The 21,332-nt window shown below is 43.9% G+C and carries 21 protein-coding genes; 9 read left to right on the top strand and 12 right to left on the bottom strand.

Annotated features, from left to right (window positions below):
- Positions 1 to 18 precede the first annotated feature (18 nt).
- The 9 genes from KL866_RS00895 (at position 19) to KL866_RS00855 (ending at position 11,250) form a co-directional block, all read left to right on the top strand.
- A complete protein-coding gene (locus KL866_RS00895; protein WP_025256470.1) occupies positions 19 to 3,144 on the top strand; it encodes a TonB-dependent receptor in 3,126 nt (1,041 codons plus the stop codon).
- A 75-nt stretch (positions 3,145 to 3,219) separates the two neighbouring features.
- Positions 3,220 to 4,416, top strand: a complete 1,197-nt coding sequence (locus KL866_RS00890; RefSeq protein ID WP_025256469.1) for a M14-type cytosolic carboxypeptidase — start codon at positions 3,220 to 3,222, stop codon at positions 4,414 to 4,416.
- Positions 4,417 to 4,418: 2 nt separating this feature from the next.
- Positions 4,419 to 5,936, top strand: coding sequence for an amidohydrolase (locus KL866_RS00885; RefSeq protein WP_029661499.1), 1,518 nt, complete (start codon positions 4,419 to 4,421; stop codon positions 5,934 to 5,936).
- 350 nt (positions 5,937 to 6,286) lie between these two features.
- Entirely contained in the window at positions 6,287 to 6,919 is a 633-nt protein-coding gene (petA, locus tag KL866_RS00880) for a ubiquinol-cytochrome c reductase iron-sulfur subunit (protein WP_025256467.1), read from the top strand.
- A 1-nt stretch (position 6,920) separates the two neighbouring features.
- Positions 6,921 to 8,186 carry a cytochrome bc complex cytochrome b subunit gene (locus tag KL866_RS00875; RefSeq protein WP_025256466.1) on the top strand — a complete coding sequence of 422 codons (1,266 nt, stop codon included), beginning with the start codon at positions 6,921 to 6,923 and terminating at the stop codon, positions 8,184 to 8,186.
- Positions 8,183 to 8,917: a cytochrome c1 gene (locus tag KL866_RS00870; protein WP_014948333.1), complete on the top strand. Its 735-nt coding sequence runs from the start codon at positions 8,183 to 8,185 to the stop codon at positions 8,915 to 8,917. Before KL866_RS00875 ends, KL866_RS00870 begins: the two co-directional genes overlap by 4 nt.
- Positions 8,918 to 9,084: 167 nt before the next feature.
- Positions 9,085 to 9,717: a stringent starvation protein SspA gene (gene sspA / locus KL866_RS00865; RefSeq protein WP_025256465.1), complete on the top strand. Its 633-nt coding sequence runs from the start codon at positions 9,085 to 9,087 to the stop codon at positions 9,715 to 9,717.
- Positions 9,714 to 10,187 carry a ClpXP protease specificity-enhancing factor gene (locus tag KL866_RS00860; RefSeq protein WP_025256464.1) on the top strand — a complete coding sequence of 158 codons (474 nt, stop codon included), beginning with the start codon at positions 9,714 to 9,716 and terminating at the stop codon, positions 10,185 to 10,187. Before sspA ends, KL866_RS00860 begins: the two co-directional genes overlap by 4 nt.
- Positions 10,188 to 10,494: 307 nt before the next feature.
- A complete protein-coding gene (locus tag KL866_RS00855; protein WP_025256463.1) occupies positions 10,495 to 11,250 on the top strand; it encodes a response regulator transcription factor in 756 nt (251 codons plus the stop codon).
- 72 nt (positions 11,251 to 11,322) lie between these two features.
- On the opposite strand, the gene mgtE is transcribed toward KL866_RS00855, so the two are convergent.
- The 12 genes from mgtE to KL866_RS00795 all read right to left on the bottom strand — a co-directional run bounded on the left by mgtE (position 11,323) and on the right by KL866_RS00795 (position 20,692).
- Entirely contained in the window at positions 11,323 to 12,681 is a 1,359-nt protein-coding gene (mgtE, locus tag KL866_RS00850) for a magnesium transporter (RefSeq protein ID WP_025256462.1), read from the bottom strand.
- A 174-nt stretch (positions 12,682 to 12,855) separates the two neighbouring features.
- Positions 12,856 to 13,128 carry an HPr family phosphocarrier protein gene (locus KL866_RS00845; RefSeq protein ID WP_025256461.1) on the bottom strand — a complete coding sequence of 91 codons (273 nt, stop codon included), beginning with the start codon at positions 13,126 to 13,128 and terminating at the stop codon, positions 12,856 to 12,858.
- Positions 13,128 to 13,973 carry an RNase adapter RapZ gene (gene rapZ, locus KL866_RS00840; protein ID WP_025256460.1) on the bottom strand — a complete coding sequence of 282 codons (846 nt, stop codon included), beginning with the start codon at positions 13,971 to 13,973 and terminating at the stop codon, positions 13,128 to 13,130. The genes KL866_RS00845 and rapZ overlap by 1 nt, the downstream gene beginning before the upstream one ends.
- 83 nt (positions 13,974 to 14,056) lie before the next feature.
- Complete coding sequence (gene ptsN, locus KL866_RS00835) at positions 14,057 to 14,500, bottom strand: PTS IIA-like nitrogen regulatory protein PtsN (protein ID WP_025256459.1); 444 nt, start codon at positions 14,498 to 14,500, stop codon at positions 14,057 to 14,059.
- 13 nt (positions 14,501 to 14,513) lie between these two features.
- Complete coding sequence (hpf, locus tag KL866_RS00830; RefSeq protein WP_012517338.1) at positions 14,514 to 14,801, bottom strand: ribosome hibernation promoting factor; 288 nt, start codon at positions 14,799 to 14,801, stop codon at positions 14,514 to 14,516.
- Between the two features lie 30 nt (positions 14,802 to 14,831).
- Positions 14,832 to 16,313: an RNA polymerase factor sigma-54 gene (locus tag KL866_RS00825; protein WP_025256458.1), complete on the bottom strand. Its 1,482-nt coding sequence runs from the start codon at positions 16,311 to 16,313 to the stop codon at positions 14,832 to 14,834.
- A gap of 73 nt (positions 16,314 to 16,386) precedes the next feature.
- Positions 16,387 to 17,112, bottom strand: a complete 726-nt coding sequence (gene lptB, locus KL866_RS00820; RefSeq protein ID WP_025256457.1) for an LPS export ABC transporter ATP-binding protein — start codon at positions 17,110 to 17,112, stop codon at positions 16,387 to 16,389.
- Positions 17,113 to 17,114: 2 nt separating this feature from the next.
- Positions 17,115 to 17,660, bottom strand: a complete 546-nt coding sequence (gene lptA, locus KL866_RS00815; protein WP_025256456.1) for a lipopolysaccharide transport periplasmic protein LptA — start codon at positions 17,658 to 17,660, stop codon at positions 17,115 to 17,117.
- On the bottom strand, positions 17,629 to 18,207 hold the full coding sequence (gene lptC / locus KL866_RS00810; protein WP_025256455.1) for an LPS export ABC transporter periplasmic protein LptC: 579 nt from the start codon (positions 18,205 to 18,207) through the stop codon (positions 17,629 to 17,631). Before lptC ends, lptA begins: the two co-directional genes overlap by 32 nt.
- Positions 18,204 to 18,752: a 3-deoxy-manno-octulosonate-8-phosphatase KdsC gene (gene kdsC / locus KL866_RS00805; protein WP_214992537.1), complete on the bottom strand. Its 549-nt coding sequence runs from the start codon at positions 18,750 to 18,752 to the stop codon at positions 18,204 to 18,206. Before kdsC ends, lptC begins: the two co-directional genes overlap by 4 nt.
- Positions 18,753 to 19,733, bottom strand: a complete 981-nt coding sequence (locus KL866_RS00800) for a KpsF/GutQ family sugar-phosphate isomerase (protein WP_025256453.1) — start codon at positions 19,731 to 19,733, stop codon at positions 18,753 to 18,755.
- Between the two features lie 2 nt (positions 19,734 to 19,735).
- Positions 19,736 to 20,692 (bottom strand): calcium/sodium antiporter, encoded by a 957-nt coding sequence (locus tag KL866_RS00795; protein ID WP_025256452.1) that lies wholly within the window; start codon positions 20,690 to 20,692, stop codon positions 19,736 to 19,738.
- Positions 20,693 to 21,332: the final 640 nt, after the last annotated feature.

Raw genomic sequence — 21,332 nt, 5'->3', positions numbered from 1 at the left:
AATACTATAGGAGCAGCCATGAAGTTGCCAAAAACCACAACAAGTACGTTAGCCCTGTGTGTCGCATTGTCACTAAGCACAGGCTTAAAAGCACAGCAAATAGATAATCTTTCAATTCAAGCTACTACACTTGATAACGCATTACTCTCACTGGCACAGCACAGTGAAATTCAAATTTTGTTTTCAGACGCTAGAATAAAACAAAAACTAGCCCCTAAGCTAGAAGGTAGTATGGATGTGCGAGATGCACTTTCTACCTTGCTTGAAGGCACTGGCTTCACCTACAAGCAAACCTCTAAAAGTACCTATATTGTTACACCGATTGGAAGCGAAGAGAAAAACCAACCACAAGACCCTTCTGCCGTTCCCGTTACTGCTGACGTTCAAAAACAAGAAGCAAGTGTAGAGCGTATTCAGGTTACTGGCTCAAACATCCGTGGAATGCAAGATACTGGCGCATTGCCCGTCACCATGATGTCATCTGAAGATATAGACGGTTTAGGCTTAAGCAGCGGCGCTGAAATTTTAGCGGAGTTACCACAACAAGGTGCCGTAAATTTTAATAGCGAGCGTGTAGTTGGTGGTGTTAACGACGCACGTGGCGATGTCTCATCAGTAAACCTACGAGGTATAGGCACAGGTTATACGCTTACGCTGTTGAACGGTCGCCGATTAGTGCTACACCCAGGCACGCAAGCCGAAAACTTAGTGCCTGTCACTACTGTGAATTCAAATACGCTGCCAGTTAAAGGGCTAAAACGCGTTGAAGTGTTACGCGATGGCGCTGCGGCTATTTACGGTACTGATGCCATATCAGGTGTAGTGAATTATGTTTTAGACGACAAATATACGGGCGGTGAAGTTCAAGCCCAATATGGCAGTAGTCAGGGTACAGGTCGTGACCAAATCAATTTATCAGGTGCTGGTGGTTGGTTATTTAATAATGATAAAACTCACGTTACTTTTAGTGGTGGGTACTATCATCGCGATATGGTTATGGCGAGTGAGCGGGATTATGCCGCCAGTTCTGACTTACGTAACTTCAGCGAAGTGCCTGCTGATTTTGTTGGCGATACACAACTAGATAATCGCTCAACGGTAACGCCATGGGGCGAATTCTCCTCAGGCAGTTTAGGCACCTTTCATCTTGAACCAGCGTCATACAACGATTGTGTGGCAGACGTTAGTGGCGATGTGTGCGCGTCTACTGGGTCAACGCCTCGAGATATGCGCTTCGACTCAAACTCACAGCGTAGCTTAAGCTCTGAAGTCGATAGGTTAAATCTATACACATTGGTGAATCACCAAATCAACGATGATGTTGAGATATACGGTGAAGCCCTTTACTACTCAGCGACGGCAAAACGTATTCGTGAACAATCGGGCAATCTAACAGCACAGCGTTTTACGGTGTCTGCTGATGCATTTTACAACCCTTTTGGTGAGGATGTGACAGTTCGTCGCTATCGTCCCATTGATACAGGACCACGAAATATAGAAGTCGATGACTACAGTTATCGTTTATTGGCAGGCTCTCGGGGTTATATCGGGGATTGGGACTTCGATTCAGCCGTGTTGTATTCAAAAGCCAATACTATCGATACCGCAAATCGAATTAACACCACCTTGTTCCAACAAGCGGTTAATAGTACCGATGAAAGTACGGCTTACAATATTTTTAGCGGCGCCAGTGTAACCAACCCAAATACGGTTGATGATACGCCGGTATCTCAAAGTGTTATCGACAGCTTTATGGTGGATGTTGAGCGGGAGTCCGAAACAGAACTTGCTTCAATTGATGCCAAAGTATCTCGACCAGATTTATTTAGTTTACCCGCCGGAGATGTAGGTTTTGCCGCAGGTATTGAATATCGCTATGAAAGCTTTTTTGACAAACGTACCGATGATTTGAATGGCACATTGTTTTTCAGTGACTTAGTGGGTGGCACTTCGTCTGAAATTGCTAGCCAGGTATTAGGAAGTAGCCCTACGCCAGATGCTAGTGGAAGTCGTAATGTGGTATCTGCGTACGCGGAATTTGCTATTCCATTGTTAGCCGATAAACCGTTTGTTGAAAGCTTAAATTTACAGGTAGCTGGGCGTTACGAAGATTTCTCTGACGTAGGCAGCGTATTTAAACCTAAATTTGCCCTTGCATGGACAGTAAATGAAAACGCGTTAATTCGTGGTGCTTATTCAGGGGGATTCAAAGCGCCAGGGTTACCACAAACCACAGCAGTAAATGTTGCCCGTTCAAATACCAGAACCGATCCGTTGACACAAACGAATCGCGGTACGCTAGAGCTTCGAAATGGCAGTGATACCTTAAGCCCCGAAGAAAGTGAAAACTACTCGTTTGGTGTAGTACTTACGCCTACCAAAGCGTTAACCCTTACAGTCGATTGGTGGCAAATCAAGCAAGAGAACACGGTGGGTATTTTAAATAGCCAAACGCAAATTTTGTATGACGCATTATTGCGTAGCCAGGGTAGCGCGAATGAAAATGTTGTTCGTGATGAAAATGACGAAATTATATATATTCGAAACGACTACACTAACTTACTACCAAGAGACATTTCTGGTATCGATTACAGTGCTGATTACCGTTTTGAAACTGCAGTAGGTGATTTTTCCATTAAGCTCAGTGCCGCCAACTTACGAAAGTTCGATCAAGGATCTGACGATATCACAGACCTAGTGGTTGCAGCGCAAGAAGCGGGAAACGAAGCGTTATTGTACGAAGGGGAGCAAGTGGCCATATTTGGTAGCGATGGCGACCTTATTCGTCAAAACGAACGCCCAGAATGGCGGGCTAATTTATCGCTAACCTATTCTCAAGATGCATGGCGTGCCGGTCTTAAATATCGTTACGTTAGTGATGTTGAAGACACTAGCTTAAATTATACCGACGATTCAGGTGATTTAGTGACTCACGTCATTGATGATTGGTCAACGTTAGATGCATACGTAAGTTACCGCTTTAGTGAAGACGCACTGTTTAGCGGAAAAACGAAAGTGACCGTAGGCATGCGTAACCTCACTAACGAAGAACCGCCGTTTGCCGATGAAACCTTTGGTTTCAGCAGTAGCCTTCATTCATCGATTGGCCGTTATACCTACGTGACGCTTAATCATAAATTCTAGGTTAAACACTTAATCTACTTCCACATCATAAAAAGGCGCCTACCATTAGGGGGGCGCTTATTTCATGGAGATATCATGTTCCGATTACTTTTCATTGCACTGGCATTTGCTTCCCCTGTTACATTGGCGTGTGAATTCGAAGGTGTTACTTTTTCTGCAGATTTTGAAGCCGGTAAGTTAGATTCCTGTGAAGTCGACGAAAACGGCACCTATGTATTGAGCTTCTTACCAGAAGATAAGCCCATAAATCCTAGCCCTTGGTATTACTTTAGTGTTACCGCAGCAGGTGATACATCGTCAAAACAAGCAGAAAAAGTAGACGTAGTGCTGACCTTTGACGGTTATACACCAAGGTATTTACCTAAAGTGAGTTACGATCAAAAAAGCTGGAAAATAACCGCGTTTGATACCACAGAGCAGGGCATGACACTAACTTTACCCGTATCAAAAAAGCCACTCTATGTGGCAGCCCAGCGTCCTATTCCAAATTCAGTTTACACAAACTGGCTAAAACAAGCAGAGCAGGACTTTGCCATTAAGCCATTTACGATTGGAAAGTCTACCGAAGGCCGCACGCTTTCTGCGTTTGCTTTAGAAAAGCCAGAAAACACAGAGTGGGTTATTTTCGTTGGTCGCCAACATCCTCCTGAAGTAACAGGTGCGGTAGCCATGTTCTCTTTTCTCAATGCATTTTTAACGACTACATCTAAAAGTAGTGCGTTTTTGTCGCGCTTTAATGTGCTGGTAGTTCCGAACATAAACCCTGATGGTGTAGCCAATGGTCATTGGCGACATAGTGTTGGGCATAAAGATCTAAACCGCGATTGGAATGTATTCTCTCAACCAGAGACCAGTGCAGTGAAAAGGTATCTGGATAAAATAACGGATGCTGGCGGGAAAATTGTAATGGGGATGGACTTTCACTCTACCCATAACAATGTTTTTTATACCATTCCGGTAGATGAAAGTATCGCCCCTAGCAACATGGTTGTAGGTTGGTTGGCCGACTTGCAAACGCAGACCAAAGGCGTGTTTAAAGTCGTAGATAAACCTGGCACTTCGCCAGGGAAAGGCGTTTTTAAACAGTTTTTTGCTGATGTTTATCACGTGCATGGTGTTACCTATGAAGTCGGTGATAATGAGCCGAATGAGAAAACTCGCTACGTTGCTAAACATGCTGCCAATACGCTTATCGAAACGTTAATTGCCACCCCTGCTGAAGCATTTTATATTAAAGCGTGTGCAGACGAAGCAACAAGTTGTGAGCAATGATTATGCATATACGCACAAATAAACCCAAAGCGCTTCGCCATAAACTTTCTATCGCAGTGATCATGTCCTCGATTAGTGTTGCTGGTTCTGTTAGGGCTCAAAGTATAGAGCAAACTGATGTTTCGGCGATAGACTCTAAAGCCGCGCTTACTTTTGCTCATCAAAGCACAATGAAGGATATTGCTAAAACTATGTGGGAAAAACCTGAACTAGGTTTTCTAGAGCACAATAGCAGCGCATTAATGCAACAGATGCTGATTGAGCGTGGCTTCAAAGTAACGGCCGGTATTGGGGGCATGCCCACTGCATTCATTGCGCAATACAACTTAGTAGGCCAGATGGAAGGTGGCGAGCATAAGCCTGTTATCGGCTTGCTTGCTGAAATGGATGCCCTACCCAGCATGGGGGTCTTAAATACGTCTGACAAACAGCCGATTAGCACTAACGGGCATGTTCACGCAGGTCATGCTTGTGGACATAACTTGTTTGCCGGCGGGATAATAGGCGCTGCGCTTAGTTTGGCTGATTATCTCGATTCCCATCCAAATCAAGGTTCTTTGAAGGTTTTCGGCGCACCCGCTGAAGAAGGGGGCTCAGGGAAAGTTTATTTGGTGAAAGCTGGCGTATTTGAAGACGTAGATGTTGCCTTTCATTGGCACCCATCGGATAGCACGACTTCTTCACCATCATCTTCGCTGGCCAATAAAAGTGGTAAGTTTCGCTTTTATGGCATTGCCGCGCATGCTGCTGCGGCGCCAGATAAAGGGCGTTCGGCATTAGATGGCGTAGAAGCTATGAACATGATGGTAAATTTAATGCGTGAGCATGTACCGGATGGCACGAGAATTCACTATGTCATTACTAACGGCGGAACGGCGCCCAACGTAGTGCCGGATTTCGCTGAAGTGTATTATTACGTACGCTCAGCGCAGCCTGCAGTTGTGCTGTCACTGTGGGATAGATTGGAAAAAGCGGCGGAGGGTGCAGCACTTGGCACTGAAACCCGTGTTAATTGGGAAGTCACAGGTGGGGTGTGGAATGTATTACCTAATGTGACCTTATCAAAATTAATGCACAAGCACATCGATGCCGCACCTCCGATTATATTGACCAAAAGCGAACAACAGTTTGCTAGCGAAATAAGTCGCACCCGCGAGCAGGCCTTTAACCACAATGCTCACAGCACACCAGAGCCCTTCGATGAACAGATTACTGTTTGGTCGGCATCAACTGATGTAGGTGATGTGAGTTGGCAAGTGCCTACCGTGGGACTATCTAGCGCCACCTGGGTAAAAGGAACTCCGCCTCATACTTGGCAGGCATCAGCAATGAGTGGTACTGATATTGGTTACAAAGGTATGTACTTGGCCAGTGAGGTCATCACGCAAACTGCTATATCCCTTTTCTCTGAACCTGAAAATATCCGTAAAGCGAAGCAAGAGTTTCAGCAACGAAAAAGTACGTTGAACTATGAATCCATGCTTGGACAGAGAGCACCAGCACTTGATTATCGTAAGTAGAATATTCTCGTACTACTGCGCCAGAGGTTTATAACAATCTTGTAATGTAACTAAGAGGCTTGGCCGAATTTCGGTCAAATTCTTGATTCTATTCCGATCACTCGCTAATTCTTAACGATGACCCCAGATTAATTTATCGCTTAAATATCAGTAAAACCTTGTGTTTATAAGGGCTTTTCTTTTATCATTTGCGATCGAAAATTTTGAAAACTTTTGTGACCTCGTAAACCAGTAAATTTTTGCTGTTACGTTGCTGTCATGACAAGCCATATGATGCATGACGCAAGCGTGATAAAACCAGTATAAGCTTGAGTTACACATCATAATTATCCAAACCTGGAGAAATGTGGATGAGCAATGTATCTGTAGATGCAACAGAGTCTGCACACAATGAAAACCAGCCAGAAAACAACACTCGTCGTCGGTTCTTGACCGTTGCCACGTCGGTAGTTGGTGGTGTAGGTGTCGTTGGTGCTGCTGTGCCTTTTATTGCGTCCTGGAATCCAAGCGCCAAAGCGAAAGCAGCCGGTGCTGACGTTGAAGTAGATATCAGCGGGATTGAGCCTGGACAATTAGTACGTGTAATGTGGCGAAGCAAGCCTGTATGGATTGTACGTCGTACGCCTGAGATTCTTGAAGAGCTAGGCACACACGAAGATAAGCTGAAAGATCCTAACTCTGAAGCTGAGCAGCAACCTACTTTTGCTCAAAATCGTTTCCGTTCTATGAAAGAAGAATACCTGATTCTAGTGGGTATCTGTACGCATCTAGGTTGCTCTCCACAGCATCTTAAAGACGGTGCTTTCGAAGAAGTGGTTGAGGGTGTGCCTGATGGCTTCTTCTGCCCGTGCCACGGTTCAAAATTCGACATGGCTGGACGTGTATTCCAAAACGTGCCTGCTCCATTGAACCTTGTTGTACCGCCATATCAATTCGTTGATGACAATAACATCATCATCGGTTCAGAAGCGGAGGCCGTGTAATATGAATGCTTTCCTAGGTTGGATTGAAGAACGCATCCCAATGATGCGCGTTGCGAATATGCACGCTCTTCAATATCCAGCGCCAAAGAACATGAACTTCTGGTATGTGTTCGGTTTTCTAGCAACTATTGTTTTGGTAAACCAGATTGTTACTGGTATTTGGTTGACCATGAACTTCGTTCCATCTTCAGAAGGCGCATTTGCTTCTGTTGAATACATCATGCGTGAGATCGACTACGGTTGGATCATTCGCTACATGCACAGTACTGGCGCATCGGCGTTCTTTATTGTGGTATATCTACATATGTTCCGTGGCATGATTTACGGCTCTTATCAGAAGCCTCGTGAGCTTCTATGGGTGTTTGGTATGTTCATTTACCTAGCACTTATGGCTGAAGCTTTCATGGGTTACGTTCTACCTTGGGGACAAATGTCTTACTGGGGTGCACAGGTAATCGTATCGCTATTTGGTGCTATTCCTGTTGTTGGTCCTGACCTTGTTATCTGGCTACAGGGTGACTACGTTATCTCTGGCGCAACACTAAACCGTTTCTTCGCACTGCACGTTATTGCGTTGCCTTTGGTTATTGTTATTCTTGTGTTCCTTCATATTATCGCACTTCACGAAGTAGGTTCGAACAACCCTGACGGTATTGCTATCAAGCACAAGAAAGGTTCACTACCTGAGTCTGAAAAGACGAAATATGAAATTCATGAATACTACACAAGCAAGTACGACATTGCTGATGACGTATTGCCGTTCTTCCCACACATCGTGCTTAAAGACCTTGTGGCATTCTGTATTTTCTTAGCGTTATTCACTTATGTACTGTTCTTTGCTCCAGAAATGGGCGGTAAATTCTTAGAGCACCCTAACTTTGAAATTGCTAACCCGCTTAAGACACCTGAGCATATTTTCCCTGTTTGGTACTTCACACCGTTCTACGCGGTACTAAAAGCGGTTCCTGATAAGCTGTTTGGTGTACTAGCGATGTTCGGTGCAATTGCTGCGCTATTCGCGCTGCCGTGGTTAGACCGTGGTCGTGTTAAGTCATGGCGCTACCGTTGTGGCCTACACAAAGTAAACCTTATCGTGTTTGCAATTGTGTTTATCTTCCTAGGTTACCTAGGTGGTACGCCGCAAGAAAACTGGAAAATCATTGCGTCGCAAATTGCTACTGTAATGTACTTTGGTTTCTTCGTAGCATTGTTCTTGTACAGTAAAAACGAAAACACTAAGCCTGTGCCAGAGAGGATTTCTAAATGAAAAAAATGATGTGCTTTTTAGCCTTCTTCCTACCTGGCGTAGCGCTTGCGGCAGGCGGAAACGTACACCTTGATAAAGCGCCTATCGATTTAACCGATAAGGCGTCTTTACAGCGTGGTGCACAATTGTTCATGAACTACTGCTTAGGCTGTCACTCAATGAAGTACCAGCGCTATCAGCGTTCATTCCAAGACTTAGGTATTCCTGACGAACTAGGTCAAGAGTACTTACAGTTCACTGGTGAAAAAGTGTCTGACTATATCACCCGTGCTATGCCTGAAGAGGCTGCTGCAGGATGGTTTGGTGCTGCTCCACCAGATTTAACGCTAGTGGCCCGTGTTCGTGGTGAAGACTGGATTTACACTTACTTGCGTTCTTTCTATGTGGACGAGAGCCGCCCGTTTGGTGTGAACAATACAGTATTCCCAGAAGTAGGTATGCCGCACGTACTTCAACCACTTCAAGGTACGCCAACGCGCACTTATGAAGAACAAATGGTTGATGGCGAGATGGTTAAGCGTTATGTAGGTATTAAGTCAGACGGTACTGGCGCAATGTCTCCTGACGAGTACGACCAAGCCGTTGCCGATATCGTGAACTTCCTTGAGTACACAGGTGAGCCTTCGAAACTTGAATCTCACAAAATCGGTAAGTGGGTACTTATCTTTATCGCAGTATTGTTCGTATTTGTTTACTTACTGAAGAAAGAATACTGGCGAGAAGTGCACTAATCGCACAGATTTATGTATAATATGAAAAGGGGGCTTCTCGCCCCCTTTTTTGGTATTTACTCGTGCTACCTCAAAACTCTTATTTCAAGAGCGTTGAGGTAGCACGAGTTAACGTAATAAGCTTACCGTTTGTAAGCGTAAACTTGTTTCTCGACGGAGGAAATTGAATGGCCGTAGCCGCGAATAAACGTTCTATTATGACGTTGTTCTCTGACACAATTGATATTTATAGCCACCAGGTTCGCATTGTGTTGGCAGAAAAAGGTGTGGGTGTTGAAATCAGCTACACAGATCCTAGCAACCTGTCTGAAGATCTGTTGGAGCTTAACCCTTACGGTACTGTTCCAACTCTAGTTGATCGTGAACTTGTTCTTTACAAGTCGCACATCATCATGGAATACCTTGATGAGCGTTTCCCTCATCCACCACTTATGCCGGTTTACCCAGTATCACGTGGCCAAAGCCGTCTTATGATGCACCGCATCGAGCAAGACTGGTACTCGCTTGCTGCTCGTATCTTCCGTGGAGAAGGTGATGTAGAAACGGCCCGAAATGAACTGCGTGAAGCCTTGCTGTCACTAGCGCCTGTGTTTGGTGAAATGCCTTACTTCATGAGCGAAGAGTTTAGCCTAGTTGATTGCTACCTTGCTCCACTATTATGGCGTTTACCTGCACTGGGTATTGAATTAAACGGTGCTGGCAGTAAAGAAATTAATGCTTACATGAACCGTATTTTCTCTCGCAGTTCATTTAAAGCGTCTTTGACTGACCAAGAGCGTGAGATCCACAACCCGCTATGACATCTATGACGTCAAACCAGCCCTATTTACTTAGGGCTTTTTATGAGTGGATTGTTGATAACGACTTGACGCCTTACATCGTAGTTGATGCCTACAACGAGTTGGTGGAAGTACCTCAAGAGTTCGTCAAAGACGGTCAAATTGTCTTAAACGTATCGCCAAGTGCGTGTGTTAACTTTTCTCTAGATTTAGATGGTCTGTCGTTTCAAGCGCGATTTTCTGGTCAACCTAGAAGATTAAGCATGCCTTGCGAAGCGGTTATGGCTATTTACGCGCGAGAAAATGGTGCAGGTACTGTGTTTGCTACCGAAGAAGATGTTGCAACTGCTCAACAAGAGCGCAGCGAACATAGTGACGAGCCATCGCAACCTAGTGGTCCAACATCCTTAGATGATGCTGATGCTAGCGATGTGCAAGACGCGCCAGTTCCACCAAAGAAGGGTAAGCCTACTCTTAAAGTTATCAAATAGCTTATTTAAACGCCGATAGGGAAATATATCTGGCAATTTAGCAAGCAATTTGAAAGACAATATTCTAAGGCTGGCTTTTTAATAAATTTTTTGCAAAGCCAGCTTTCATCCTACTTAATTTTGTATCCTACCTTTCCTTTATCGCACGCTATCTTTCCCTCTTTCTGCGCTTGTGCTGACGTAAGGCCTACCGCTCTTTATATGTTCTCTTTTATTTTTCACAGACATTGGCCTAGTGTGGCAATTAAAGGAAATTAAAAGCTACCAGCTCCGGTCTTTTTTGATAACTAAATGACAGGAGTGGGATATGATCCTTGTTATTCATAATGGAAATAGGCTTCAACAAAAAATAGTACGTTGTCTGGCCGAGAGCTCTTTTTCATATGATTTTGTTTCAAACTTCCAAGCGGCTGAATCATTACTATCAGTACAGCACTATGCACTGATAATTGTTGAATCTTATCTAAATACCTCGCATTTACAGAACGTGCAACGAGTAGCGGCTTGCTACCCAAAAAGCTGGGTTATAGCAGTTGAGGGATGCTGTGACACGCAATCGTCTATCTCTAATGATGATAGTACTAATGAAGTAGATTACTTTGCCGTTGGAGTAGATGACTATATTGATAGTAAAATTGAAGAGTACCGCTTTTCAGCGCTTCTACGCGCGCGCATACGAAGGTGTATCGATAAGCAGCGATGTGCGCGAGATGAAACTAATGAACAAGTTTTTGAAGTAGGGCCGATTAGAGTCGATCCGCGCTATCATAAAGCAACAGTAAACGGACAAACGTTAGACCTCACAGCTCGAGAGTTCTCATTATTGAGTTACTTTTGTCGTTACCCAAACCAAGTTTTCTCTCGTAACAAATTACTCAGTGAGGTGTGGGGGTATACCCATGAAGGCTACGAGCATACCGTTAATACTCATATTAATAGATTGCGTAGTAAGATTAGTAAATTAGACGGAATGCGAGATAGTGGACAGCTTGTCCAAACCGTCTGGGGGGTAGGGTATAAGCTTAACACAACCGGTTTTGCAGCTAGGGAGTTAACTGCCTAGTGCTTTAACTGATACCCAATGCAGCAAACGGTATGAAAAAACTACTCGCGGTAGTAAAGCAACAATTTGTCGCTAAATGAGAAACAGTGTTGCTGTACCTAAAAATGCAAAAATACCCACCACATCAGTGATAGTGGTTAATATAACGCTACCAGCGAGCGCAGGATCTATTTTAAGACGCTTCATTATCATAGGTAAGGTAGCACCTGCTAGAGCCGCTGCAATCATGTTCACCATCATTGCAAAAGCGATAATAACGCCTAACATGTAGTCTTGTTTCCATAGCGCGATGACAGAGGCAATGAGTACCGCCCAAATTGCGCCGTTTAAAAAGCCGATGGATATTTCCTTACTGATAAGCCATCTAGAGTTGCTTGCGTTAACATGGCCTAGTGCCATACCGCGAATAACAAGCGTCAGGGTTTGGTTACCAGCCACGCCCCCCATACTCGGCACAATGGTGTTCAATATGGCTAACACGGCAAGCTGACTTAGCGTGGCTTCAAATAAATCGCTTACCATTGCTGCCATTAGCGCGGTGACTAGGTTAACAGCCAGCCAAACGGAACGACGTTTGGTACTTTGCATAACCGGTGCAAAGGTATCTTCATCGTCATCAAGACCAGCCATACTCATCATTGAGTGTTCGGCGTCTTCACGAATGATATCAACCACGTCATCAATGGTAATTCGCCCCACTAAGCGATGATTTTCATCAACTACCGGTGCTGAAAGCCAGTTGTATCGCTCGAACAGACTTGCCACTTCATCGTCGGGCATATTTACAGGAATGGCTTCCGATTCCTCATCCATGACGTCAGACACTTTATCGTGGGTATCTGCGGTAAGTAAACGGGTAACCGGAACTATGCCAACTAGGTTGTCGGTTCTATTCACAACGTAAAAGGTATCGGTATTTTCAGGTAGCTCGCCTTTTAAACGTATATAGCGCAGAACCACGTCAATGGTAACGTCAGGGCGTAGGGTTATGGTATCGGTGTTCATGATGAAACCAGCGGTTTCTTCACCGTAAGACAGCGCTTGTTCTGCACGCACGCGGTCTTGTGCATCCATCGAATCTAGAATGTCAGCCAGCACGGGCTCAGGAAGACTACTTAGCGTTTCTGCTAAATCGTCAGTATCCATCTCTTCAAGTGCATCTACCACATTAGCGGGAAGCATTTTGGTGATGATACCGTTTCGCACATCATCGGACAGTTCTTCTAAAATATCGCCATGAAAGTCGCCATCAATCAGCTCCCATAATTCATCACGGGTTCTACTAGGGCTAGATTCAAGGATATGAGCGACGTCAGAAGGAGGAAGTTCAAGCAGAAGCTTACGTACAGATACGAATTGACCGTTAATCAACGCAGCGTTAAGTGCGCGTAATTGGGTTTGCACGTATTTAGAAACAAGCGCTTCTGCCATAAGGCGTTATTCCTACAAGCTAAAAGATGGAAAAAGCAGGCTATAAAGCCTAAGTGGGCGTAGAATATCGCAATTATATGAAGTCTGTCATGATAAATGCGTAGGTTTTACTTATGAAATCAGAATAACTTTTTTAACTGTTTATTAATTCGACAATGGACCGAGAGCTAACAACTATTCGTCTTCGTTAAACTTGCCCTCAATAAGCTCTTCAATAGCAGCGAGTGCATCAACAGCGTCACTGCCATCGACAACAACATCCACTTGCTCACCCTGATGGCTCTCAAGCATCATTAGGCCTAAAACACTGCTAGCATCTGCTTCTTTATCACCTTTCTTCAAAATGATCTTAGCATCAAACTGATTAGCAAGTTTAACTAATTGTGTTGCTGCTCTGGCGTGTAAGCCCAGTTTGTTGACGATAGTAAGCGTTTTTTCGATAGTCATTATTGATTAAGCTCTCTGTGTCGAATTTGAACGTCGGGATGTATTTCACCGAAGGTTTTCGACAGGGTTTGGGCGATATAGACAGAGCGATGTTGTCCGCCAGTACAGCCAATTGCTACTGTCACATAGCTTCTATTGTTACGCTCTAAATGTGGTAGCCAGGTGGTCATTAAGTTCTGAATCTGCCAAATAAACTTGGTAACAACGGGTTGCGAGCCTAAAAACACCTCCACTGGTGCATCTAACCCTGTAAGGTGCTTAAGGTCTGGTTCCCAATGAGGGTTAGGTAAAAAGCGCGCGTCAAAAACATAATCTGCGTCTTTAGGAATACCGTGTTTAAAGCCAAACGATTCAAATACCAGTACTAGACGAGAACTCTTTTTACCTAAAATTCGTTCCCGAATTAATTCAGCAAGCTGATGTATGGTGAGCTTGTCTGTATCCAAATATAAATCAGCGCGTTCTACAATAGGAGCAAGTAATGCCGACTCGGCTTTAATGGCTTCTGATAACGATTTATTGAGCTTGGCTAGAGGGTGAAGGCGGCGAGTTTCGCTAAAGCGCTTTACCAGAACGTCGTCGCTTGCATCAATGTACACTATGGTCATTGACCACGACGAAGGGAGATAGTCTAAAATTTCTACCAAATCGTCAGGGTTTTTCGGTAAGTTTCTTACATCGATACTTACAGCAACCTGATCGTATTCATCAACAACAGTATGAGTTAAAGTGGGAAGTAAGTTTACTGGGATGTTATCAACACAGTAATAACCTAAATCTTCCAATGCGCGAAGTGCGACAGATTTACCAGACCCCGAACGACCACTGATTATGATCAGCTTCACCTAAACTCTCCCTTAAATTCTGGTTTTATCACATACGCGTTGTCGAATTAAGCGCCTATTTACGATAAGTAGACGCTCGATAGCTAGCTTAATGCAGATAGAATATCGTCGCTTGTCGTTGCACGACGTATTGCTTTAATCGTTTCTTTGTTGCTTAGTTTGCCGGCTACAGTAGCTAGCGTTTGAAGGTGTCCTTCAGTTTGCTCCTCGGGAACAAGTAGCGCAAAAAATATGTCTACGGGCTTTTCGTCAAGAGCGTCAAAGTCGATAGCTGGTGTGCTGGTTACAACAATTGCTATCACTTTCTCAAGGCCTGCTAGTCGGCCGTGAGGTAAGGCTATACCATTGCCTATGCCTGTACTGCCCATGCGCTCTCGAGACATCAAGCTATTAAGTACCGTTGCCTGATCGATGTTTTCATTTTGCTTGGCAGCGATATCAGCGATGATCTCAAGAATTCGCTTTTTACTATTGCACTGAACCGCACACTCGGTGCGGTCCAGACTTACGATGGCTTGTATATCCATGCTTAATTAACTACTAATGTTTTTTCAGTTTTTCCTTATGCTTGATTACCTGCCGGTCGAGTTTATCAACCATGCTGTCAATCGCCGCATACATGTCGGTATTTTCTGAGGATGCGAATACTTCTGCGCCACTTAAATGAACGGTCGCTTCGGCTTTTTGATTCAATTTTTCAACGTTCAGGATGACATGCACATTAGAAATGTGATCAAAGTGACGTTCAAGTTTGCTGAACTTCGTATCGACATAATTACGCAAAGAGTCGGTGATTTCGACATGATGACCAGTAAGGTTGATTTGCATATTTCGTCTTCCTTATATTATTGAGCCCGTTTAAATAAGGCTTTTGCGTTGGTTCGACGGCGGAATCGATAACGATTCCCGGTACTTTGCTATTGTTCGTCGAGCGACTTTTATGCCTTGCTCGGCCAACAATAAAGCAATCTTGCTATCACTTAGCGGCTTGCTAGGATTTTCCGCAGCCACTAACTTCTTGATCAATGCACGAATAGCTGTAGATGAACACTCTCCACCAGACTCGGTTGCAACGTGGCTTGAGAAGAAATACTTCAACTCGAATATTCCACGTGGCGTATGCATATACTTTTGCGTTGTCACACGCGATATGGTGGATTCGTGCATATCTACCATTTCTGCGACATCATTTAGCACCATTGGTTTCATCATTTCCGGGCCGTGCTCAAAAAAGCCCATTTGTTGCTGCACAATACAATTTGCAACCTTCATCAAGGTTTCATTTCGAGATTCCAAGCTTTTAATAAACCACTTGGCCTCTTGCATGTGTGAGCGGATGAATTGTGAATCGCTACTGTTCTTAGCACGGCGACTCATTGCAGCGTATTGTTGGTTCACGCTTAATTTAGGAAGACTGTCAGGGTTCAGCTCAACCACCCAACGGCCATTTTTCTTTGTTACTGAGACATCAGGAATAACGTATTCAGGCTCTTTAGTAACTAAAGCACTACCTGGGCGAGGATTCAAGGTTTGAAGTAAACGCATAGCTTCGCGCAGCTGATCTTCTTTTAATCGGCTCTTACGCATAAGCGTGCGATAGTCTTTGCTGCTCAGTAAGTCAGAGTAATCTTCAATAAGTTGCTTCGCTTCAGCAAGCCAAGGCGTATCATCTGAAAACTGACGCAATTGCACCATAAGACATTCTTGAGGTGAGCGAGAACCAGAACCAATGGGGTCGAACATCTGAATGCGTTTAAGTACGCACTCTATTTCGTCCATTTCAATCGGCTCTTCCATATCATCGTCGTTGACTGCTTCTAAAATCTCTTCAAGGGTGACAGTTAAGTATCCCGATTCATCGATAGAGTCGATGATCGCTGTAGCAATCGCACGGTCAGTATCCGAGAAATGGGTGAGGCGCATTTGCCACAGAAGATGCTCTTGAATGTCTTCGGTGGTTTCACCTTGAAAGATTTGCTCGTCATCATTAGACGGGCCCGGTGCAGGAGCAGAAGAAGCTGAGTAGTATTCATCCCACGTACTATCGATAGGCAGTTCATCGGGAAGATCATTTTTTTCTAATGCATCACCGGCCTCTAGTGTATCACTTGACGCCGAAGCGGAGGCCTCAGAGGCACTATCGTCGGAGTCTATGTTGTTCTTCTCTAGTTGTGGCTCATCATTTCCTTCTTCCACCTCCAAAAGTGGATTGGAGTCGAGCGCTTCTTGTATCTCTTGCTGGAGATCAAGCGTAGAAAGCTGCAGCAGCTTGATGGCCTGCTGAAGCTGAGGTGTCATGGTAAGTTGTTGGCTAAATTTTAGCTGTAAAGATGGTTTCATCTACGTCTTATTTAAATGCTCTAAATTGAATATACCAGAGCGAAACTGAAAAATAACAATTTGGTTACAATAACTATAGCCTGAATTGTTCGCCTAGGTATACATCCCTTACTTTTTGATTACTTAAAACCTGTTCCGCAGTTCCTTGCGCAATAAGCTCGCCATGACTCACAATATACGCCTTTTCACAAACATCCAATGTTTCGCGTACGTTATGGTCTGTGATAAGGATACCAATACCCCTATCTCGAAGATGTTGTATTATCTTCTTTATATCATTAACTGATATTGGATCAACACCAGCAAATGGTTCATCTAGTAAAATAAACTGTGGATTTGCTGCCAGAGCGCGTGCAATTTCAACGCGACGGCGTTCACCCCCTGACAAACTCATTCCTGTACTATTACGTATATGGTTGATATTAAATTCATCAAGTAGCGCGTCGGCTTCTTCGTTTTGTTGCTGTGAATTTAAATCTTTACGAGTTTGCAAAATGGCCATGATATTTTCATGTACAGTGAGCTTTCTGAAAATTGATGCTTCCTGCGGAAGATAGCCTATGCCGCGGCGTGCACGCTCATGCATAGGTTGATGAGTTAACTCATTTTCGTCGATTTCAATCTTACCTTTGTCTAAGTTAACCAGACCAACAATCATATAAAATGTAGTGGTCTTACCAGCGCCGTTTGGGCCAAGAAGGCCGACAATCTGACCTGTTGAGACAGAAAGGCTTACGTCGCGAACAACCTGTCGCGATTTATACGACTTAGCAAGGTTTTTAGCGCTCAAAGTTGCCATTGCTATTTATTGTCCTCATTGTCTTTCTTAGACGACGCTTTGCGAATGGTATCAGGGGTAAACACTGTGGTTACACGACCTTCACCATCTTCACCGGCGCCACCCGTTGCAAGCAATTGCTCAGTAATCATATCGAACGTAATTTTATCACCTTGCACTTTACTGGTATCTTGCTGTAGCTCAGCATTACCCGCCAGAGAAATAGTGCGATTAACCACCTCATAGCGAATTTCATTAGCTTTCGCCGATACCGGTGTACCGTCTTCAAGCGATTGAGAATAGCTAGCAGGCTTTCCTCGGGCGATGAATATCTCACGGCCGCTACCGTTAGTAGCAATAACTTCTACCTCATCGGCTTTGATCTGCAGTGAACCCTGCGTAATTAGTACGTCTTCTTTATACAAAGCCGTTTTGTTCTTACCGTCAATAAACTGGGTATTTGACCCTATTTTAATGGGTTGCGAAAAGTCTTCTTCACTGGCAAGCACCGCACCGCTAGCGATGGCAAGTATAAGACTAGTTGCTAGGGGAATAAGTCGTTTGTACATGATCTAAAAGCTCGTATTCTTGTGTGCGTAAGTTCGCGTTAAACCCATTACTCAAGATAAGGTATTGCGTGCCCAGTATCTCAACGGGTTGATCAGATGTCATTTGTTTCGTGTCTAAATTTATCTGGATATACTCCGTTGATAAACTTTTAACAAAATCATCGCTGGTTTGATTTTCAATAACAACGTTGTTTTCAAGTTGAATCAACTCGTTGTTATAAAGCGTTCCTTCTTGCGCAGTAACAACCCACGGCGATGTAGCGTTTTCCGTGTAAAGGGTGTACTTCGGTTGTTGGAATAAAACAAAGCCCAACTGGTCGTAATGCTCCATCGACTCTGCAAATACTCTGTGATTTAGTTCACCGTCTTGATTGTACAAAGTTGTGGTTAAGTTTTTGGCCTTGTACGCAGGCTTGAGTGCGTCATTTTCATTGCTTCCTTTAGTTTCAGGCTGCTCTTCCATCCACGTAGGAATGTACATCAGCATTGCTAAGATAAACAGCGCCGATATGCTTAAACCTAAACGGTTGAAGCCAAACTGGCTCATACACTTGCTCCGAAAATTTCGTTTGCTACTCCTTTAGCTTGCAAAATGGTATCCGATATTTCCCGAACCGCGCCAAACCCGCCTGGAAGTGTAGTGGTCCAGTTCGCTTGTTTTGCCACAAAGGGGTGGGCGTCGGCGACCGCAATTCTTACCGCAACATGTTGATACATACCTATATCGGGCATGTCGTCGCCTACTGCGGCTACCTCACTCGGGCTTAACTCAAGGTTTTTCATCAACTCGTCGAGCGCGTCTGCTTTGTTTTCTTCACCCTGAATAATGTGCGCAACGTTGAGTGCTCTCATCCTGTTTTCTACAATTACTGAGCGTCGCCCCGTAATAACAGCGACATTCACACCATTACTTACCAAGGCTTTCACTCCATATCCGTCGCGGGTGTGAAAGGCTTTTAGCTCTTCTCCTTCGTTACCCAAGTAGATGCGGCCGTCTGAAAATACACCGTCCACGTCACATACCAGTAATTTAATGTGCGCTAACTGCTCAAAAAGCGCTTGGTCTAAATCGGTATACAAAGTCGTCGCCATTTAAAGTACTCCCGCTTTCAGTAACATATGCATGTTAAAGGCCCCAATAGGTTTATGCTTGTCGTCAGTAACCATTAACGCGCTAATCTTATGGGTTTCCATCAAATTTAGTGCCTCTACAGCTAGCTGATCTGCGGTAGTTGTTTTGCCGCCTTTGGTCATCACGTCTTCTACGGCTGCATTGTGTACATCAATACGAGCATCGAGTATTCGTCGCAAATCACCATCAGTAAAGACGCCTATTAAGGTGTTATCGGGGGCAATGACACCGGTCATGCCCAATCCCTTTTTTGATATTTCTAAAAGCGCTTCAGCAACCGAAGCATTAATGTTTACCAGAGGAATGTCTCTGCCACTTAGCATAATATCATTAACTTTGAGTAATAGCTTTCTGCCTAAACTTCCACCTGGGTGTGATAGCGCAAAGTCATCAGATGTGAAGCCTTTTTGGTCAAGTAGCGCTACCGCAAGAGCATCGCCCATAACCAGTGTCGCAGTTGTACTTGAAGTAGGTGCGAGCCCAAGCGAACACGCCTCTTTTTCAACGCTAATATCAAGCACTACATCAGCATGTTGCCCTAATGAACTAGCAGCACTATTGGTCATAGCGACCACTTTTATACCAAGTCGCTTCACAACAGGTAATAAATTAACCAGCTCATTAGTTTCACCAGAATTAGAAATGGCCAATAAGACATCGCCTTTACTTAGCATACCTAAGTCGCCATGATTGGCTTCTCCCGGGTGCATGAAGAACGCGGGAGTACCTGTGCTTGCTAGTGTGGCGGCAATTTTATTGCCGATATGCCCAGATTTCCCCATACCGCTCACGACTACTTTTCCCTTACAGCTGGAGAGAATATCGCAGGCAGCGATAAAATCACTGTTTAAGCGCTCTGCAAGATTGGCAATGGCCTGCGTTTCAATGTCGATAACGCGCTTAGCCGAGTCGATATAGTGCATCTGAGTTTGTGTATTCATGTTTATCCGAATAGCCAAAATTGATAGCCGATAAAGCAAGCCAGAAGTATGAATCCATTTGTTCTCGATATTGTACGCTTGCCAATTAAATCGAAGCTGAACAAGAACAATAGTAAAGTTAAACCGAGCATAACGTACATGTCTCGGTTATAAACGTTAGGGTCGAGAATACCTGGAGCGATTAAGCCTGGCATACCGAGTACGGCCAGCAGGTTGAAGATATTGGAACCAATAATATTACCTAGTGCTAAATCATCTTCGCCTTTAAGTACACCTGCAATGCTTGCAGCTAGCTCAGGGAGGCTGGTGCCAAACGCTATGATAGTTAAACCGATAACTAAGTCAGATATTCCCATATATCTTGCAATTTCTACCGCTGAGTTTACAAGAAAGTGCGCACTTAGCGGGAGTATCACAAGACCGACACCAATCCATATAAGCGCAGAAGTGTTAGAAACGTCTTTAGGTATTTCATCTGCCGTTTCCGCAACGAGCGGGTCTTCTTTATCTACTTGAAGCGATAACCAAGCCATCATTGCCAAAACAAAAATGAATAGCCCTAGTAGGATTATCCCTTCGTAAGATTTCAATTCGCCATCGAACATAAAGCCGATAGCAATTAATGAAATAATGAGAAGTGCGGGAAGCTCACGTTTTAGTGTTGTAGATGAAACAAGGAGGGGTTTAACTAACGCAGTTACACCTAATACAAGCGCGATATTAGTGATATTCGAACCAAGCGCGTTACCGACTGCAGTATTCATATTGCCATTTGCAGAGGCAATTGCGGAAACCACAATTTCAGGTGCCGATGAACCCATAGCAACAATCGTTAACCCGATCATCATAGGAGAGATGCCGATGTTTTTTGCTAGCGCTGAAGCACCATAAACAAAACGGTCTGCACTCCAACTTAAAACAATCAACCCAACCAGAAAAATGACAATGTTTAAAAGCACAACAACCTGTAATAGTAAGTATTTCGCTAGATTGTCGCAAAAAGAGTGCCATTTGCCTATGCTCGCAACACTTATTTTTTCCAAATACGCTTAATCACCGTAAATTTCTACCAATTTCAAGCATCAAGAGAAGAGAGCATGTGTTCTCCTTTTCGTTCAGTTTTGGTTAATAAACCATAAAATAAGATGTTAAAAACTACTGACAGGCTGTTCCTGTAAGAGAAAGTTATAACGCTTCAGCGCGCTAATCCTCACATTCGTCTTAATCGAACATAACTTGTAACTTTTTGACTTTGGCGAGGGTCTTGAAAAAGCGTACAATGACACCAAATTACACGGCCCGTTTGGCGTGTCTATTGATAAGAGCCAGCCAATAAGCAGAAAAACTACACTGGTGAGTAAACTTTTTTGAATTTGTGAGTTCTTAAAAGTAAACTATACAGTAAACTTTATGAGTGTTCGGTGCTAAGGCACAGAAATTGAATACGCACTTTACTCATATGCATTTAATATTATTTTTAAGTGAATTGAACGCTTTGTAAAAAGGGCTCAATCTTACGTCAAGGGTCGACATTTAAGTAACTATGGATCATTTAGTTGAAGTAGATAACCTTACCTTTAAACGCGCAGATCGCATCAT

This window comes from Alteromonas sp. ALT199, from assembly GCF_018619335.1.
In the GTDB taxonomy this organism is placed as follows: Bacteria; Pseudomonadota; Gammaproteobacteria; order Enterobacterales; family Alteromonadaceae; genus Alteromonas.
Note: the sequence above shows the minus strand (reverse complement) of the source record. Positions and strands in the feature narration are given on the sequence as shown.

What these genes read in the sequence shown, in the direction of transcription:
- KL866_RS00895 (WP_025256470.1), top strand. Translation starts at nt 19, where the DNA reads ATGAAGTTGCCAAAAACCACAACAAGTACGTTAGCCCTGTGTGTCGCA.
- KL866_RS00875 (WP_025256466.1), top strand. Translation starts at nt 6,921, where the DNA reads ATGAATGCTTTCCTAGGTTGGATTGAAGAACGCATCCCAATGATGCGC.
- KL866_RS00800 (WP_025256453.1), bottom strand. Translation starts at nt 19,733, where the DNA reads ATGAATACACAAACTCAGATGCACTATATCGACTCGGCTAAGCGCGTT.
- petA (WP_025256467.1), top strand. Translation starts at nt 6,287, where the DNA reads ATGAGCAATGTATCTGTAGATGCAACAGAGTCTGCACACAATGAAAAC.
- mgtE (WP_025256462.1), bottom strand. Translation starts at nt 12,681, where the DNA reads ATGGCAGAAGCGCTTGTTTCTAAATACGTGCAAACCCAATTACGCGCA.
- lptB (WP_025256457.1), bottom strand. Translation starts at nt 17,112, where the DNA reads ATGGCAACTTTGAGCGCTAAAAACCTTGCTAAGTCGTATAAATCGCGA.
- lptA (WP_025256456.1), bottom strand. Translation starts at nt 17,660, where the DNA reads ATGTACAAACGACTTATTCCCCTAGCAACTAGTCTTATACTTGCCATC.
- lptC (WP_025256455.1), bottom strand. Translation starts at nt 18,207, where the DNA reads ATGAGCCAGTTTGGCTTCAACCGTTTAGGTTTAAGCATATCGGCGCTG.
- KL866_RS00855 (WP_025256463.1), top strand. Translation starts at nt 10,495, where the DNA reads ATGATCCTTGTTATTCATAATGGAAATAGGCTTCAACAAAAAATAGTA.
- kdsC (WP_214992537.1), bottom strand. Translation starts at nt 18,752, where the DNA reads ATGGCGACGACTTTGTATACCGATTTAGACCAAGCGCTTTTTGAGCAG.
- KL866_RS00825 (WP_025256458.1), bottom strand. Translation starts at nt 16,313, where the DNA reads ATGAAACCATCTTTACAGCTAAAATTTAGCCAACAACTTACCATGACA.
- KL866_RS00885 (WP_029661499.1), top strand. Translation starts at nt 4,419, where the DNA reads ATGCATATACGCACAAATAAACCCAAAGCGCTTCGCCATAAACTTTCT.
- ptsN (WP_025256459.1), bottom strand. Translation starts at nt 14,500, where the DNA reads ATGGATATACAAGCCATCGTAAGTCTGGACCGCACCGAGTGTGCGGTT.
- KL866_RS00860 (WP_025256464.1), top strand. Translation starts at nt 9,714, where the DNA reads ATGACATCTATGACGTCAAACCAGCCCTATTTACTTAGGGCTTTTTAT.
- KL866_RS00845 (WP_025256461.1), bottom strand. Translation starts at nt 13,128, where the DNA reads ATGACTATCGAAAAAACGCTTACTATCGTCAACAAACTGGGCTTACAC.
- hpf (WP_012517338.1), bottom strand. Translation starts at nt 14,801, where the DNA reads ATGCAAATCAACCTTACTGGTCATCATGTCGAAATCACCGACTCTTTG.
- KL866_RS00870 (WP_014948333.1), top strand. Translation starts at nt 8,183, where the DNA reads ATGAAAAAAATGATGTGCTTTTTAGCCTTCTTCCTACCTGGCGTAGCG.
- KL866_RS00890 (WP_025256469.1), top strand. Translation starts at nt 3,220, where the DNA reads ATGTTCCGATTACTTTTCATTGCACTGGCATTTGCTTCCCCTGTTACA.
- sspA (WP_025256465.1), top strand. Translation starts at nt 9,085, where the DNA reads ATGGCCGTAGCCGCGAATAAACGTTCTATTATGACGTTGTTCTCTGAC.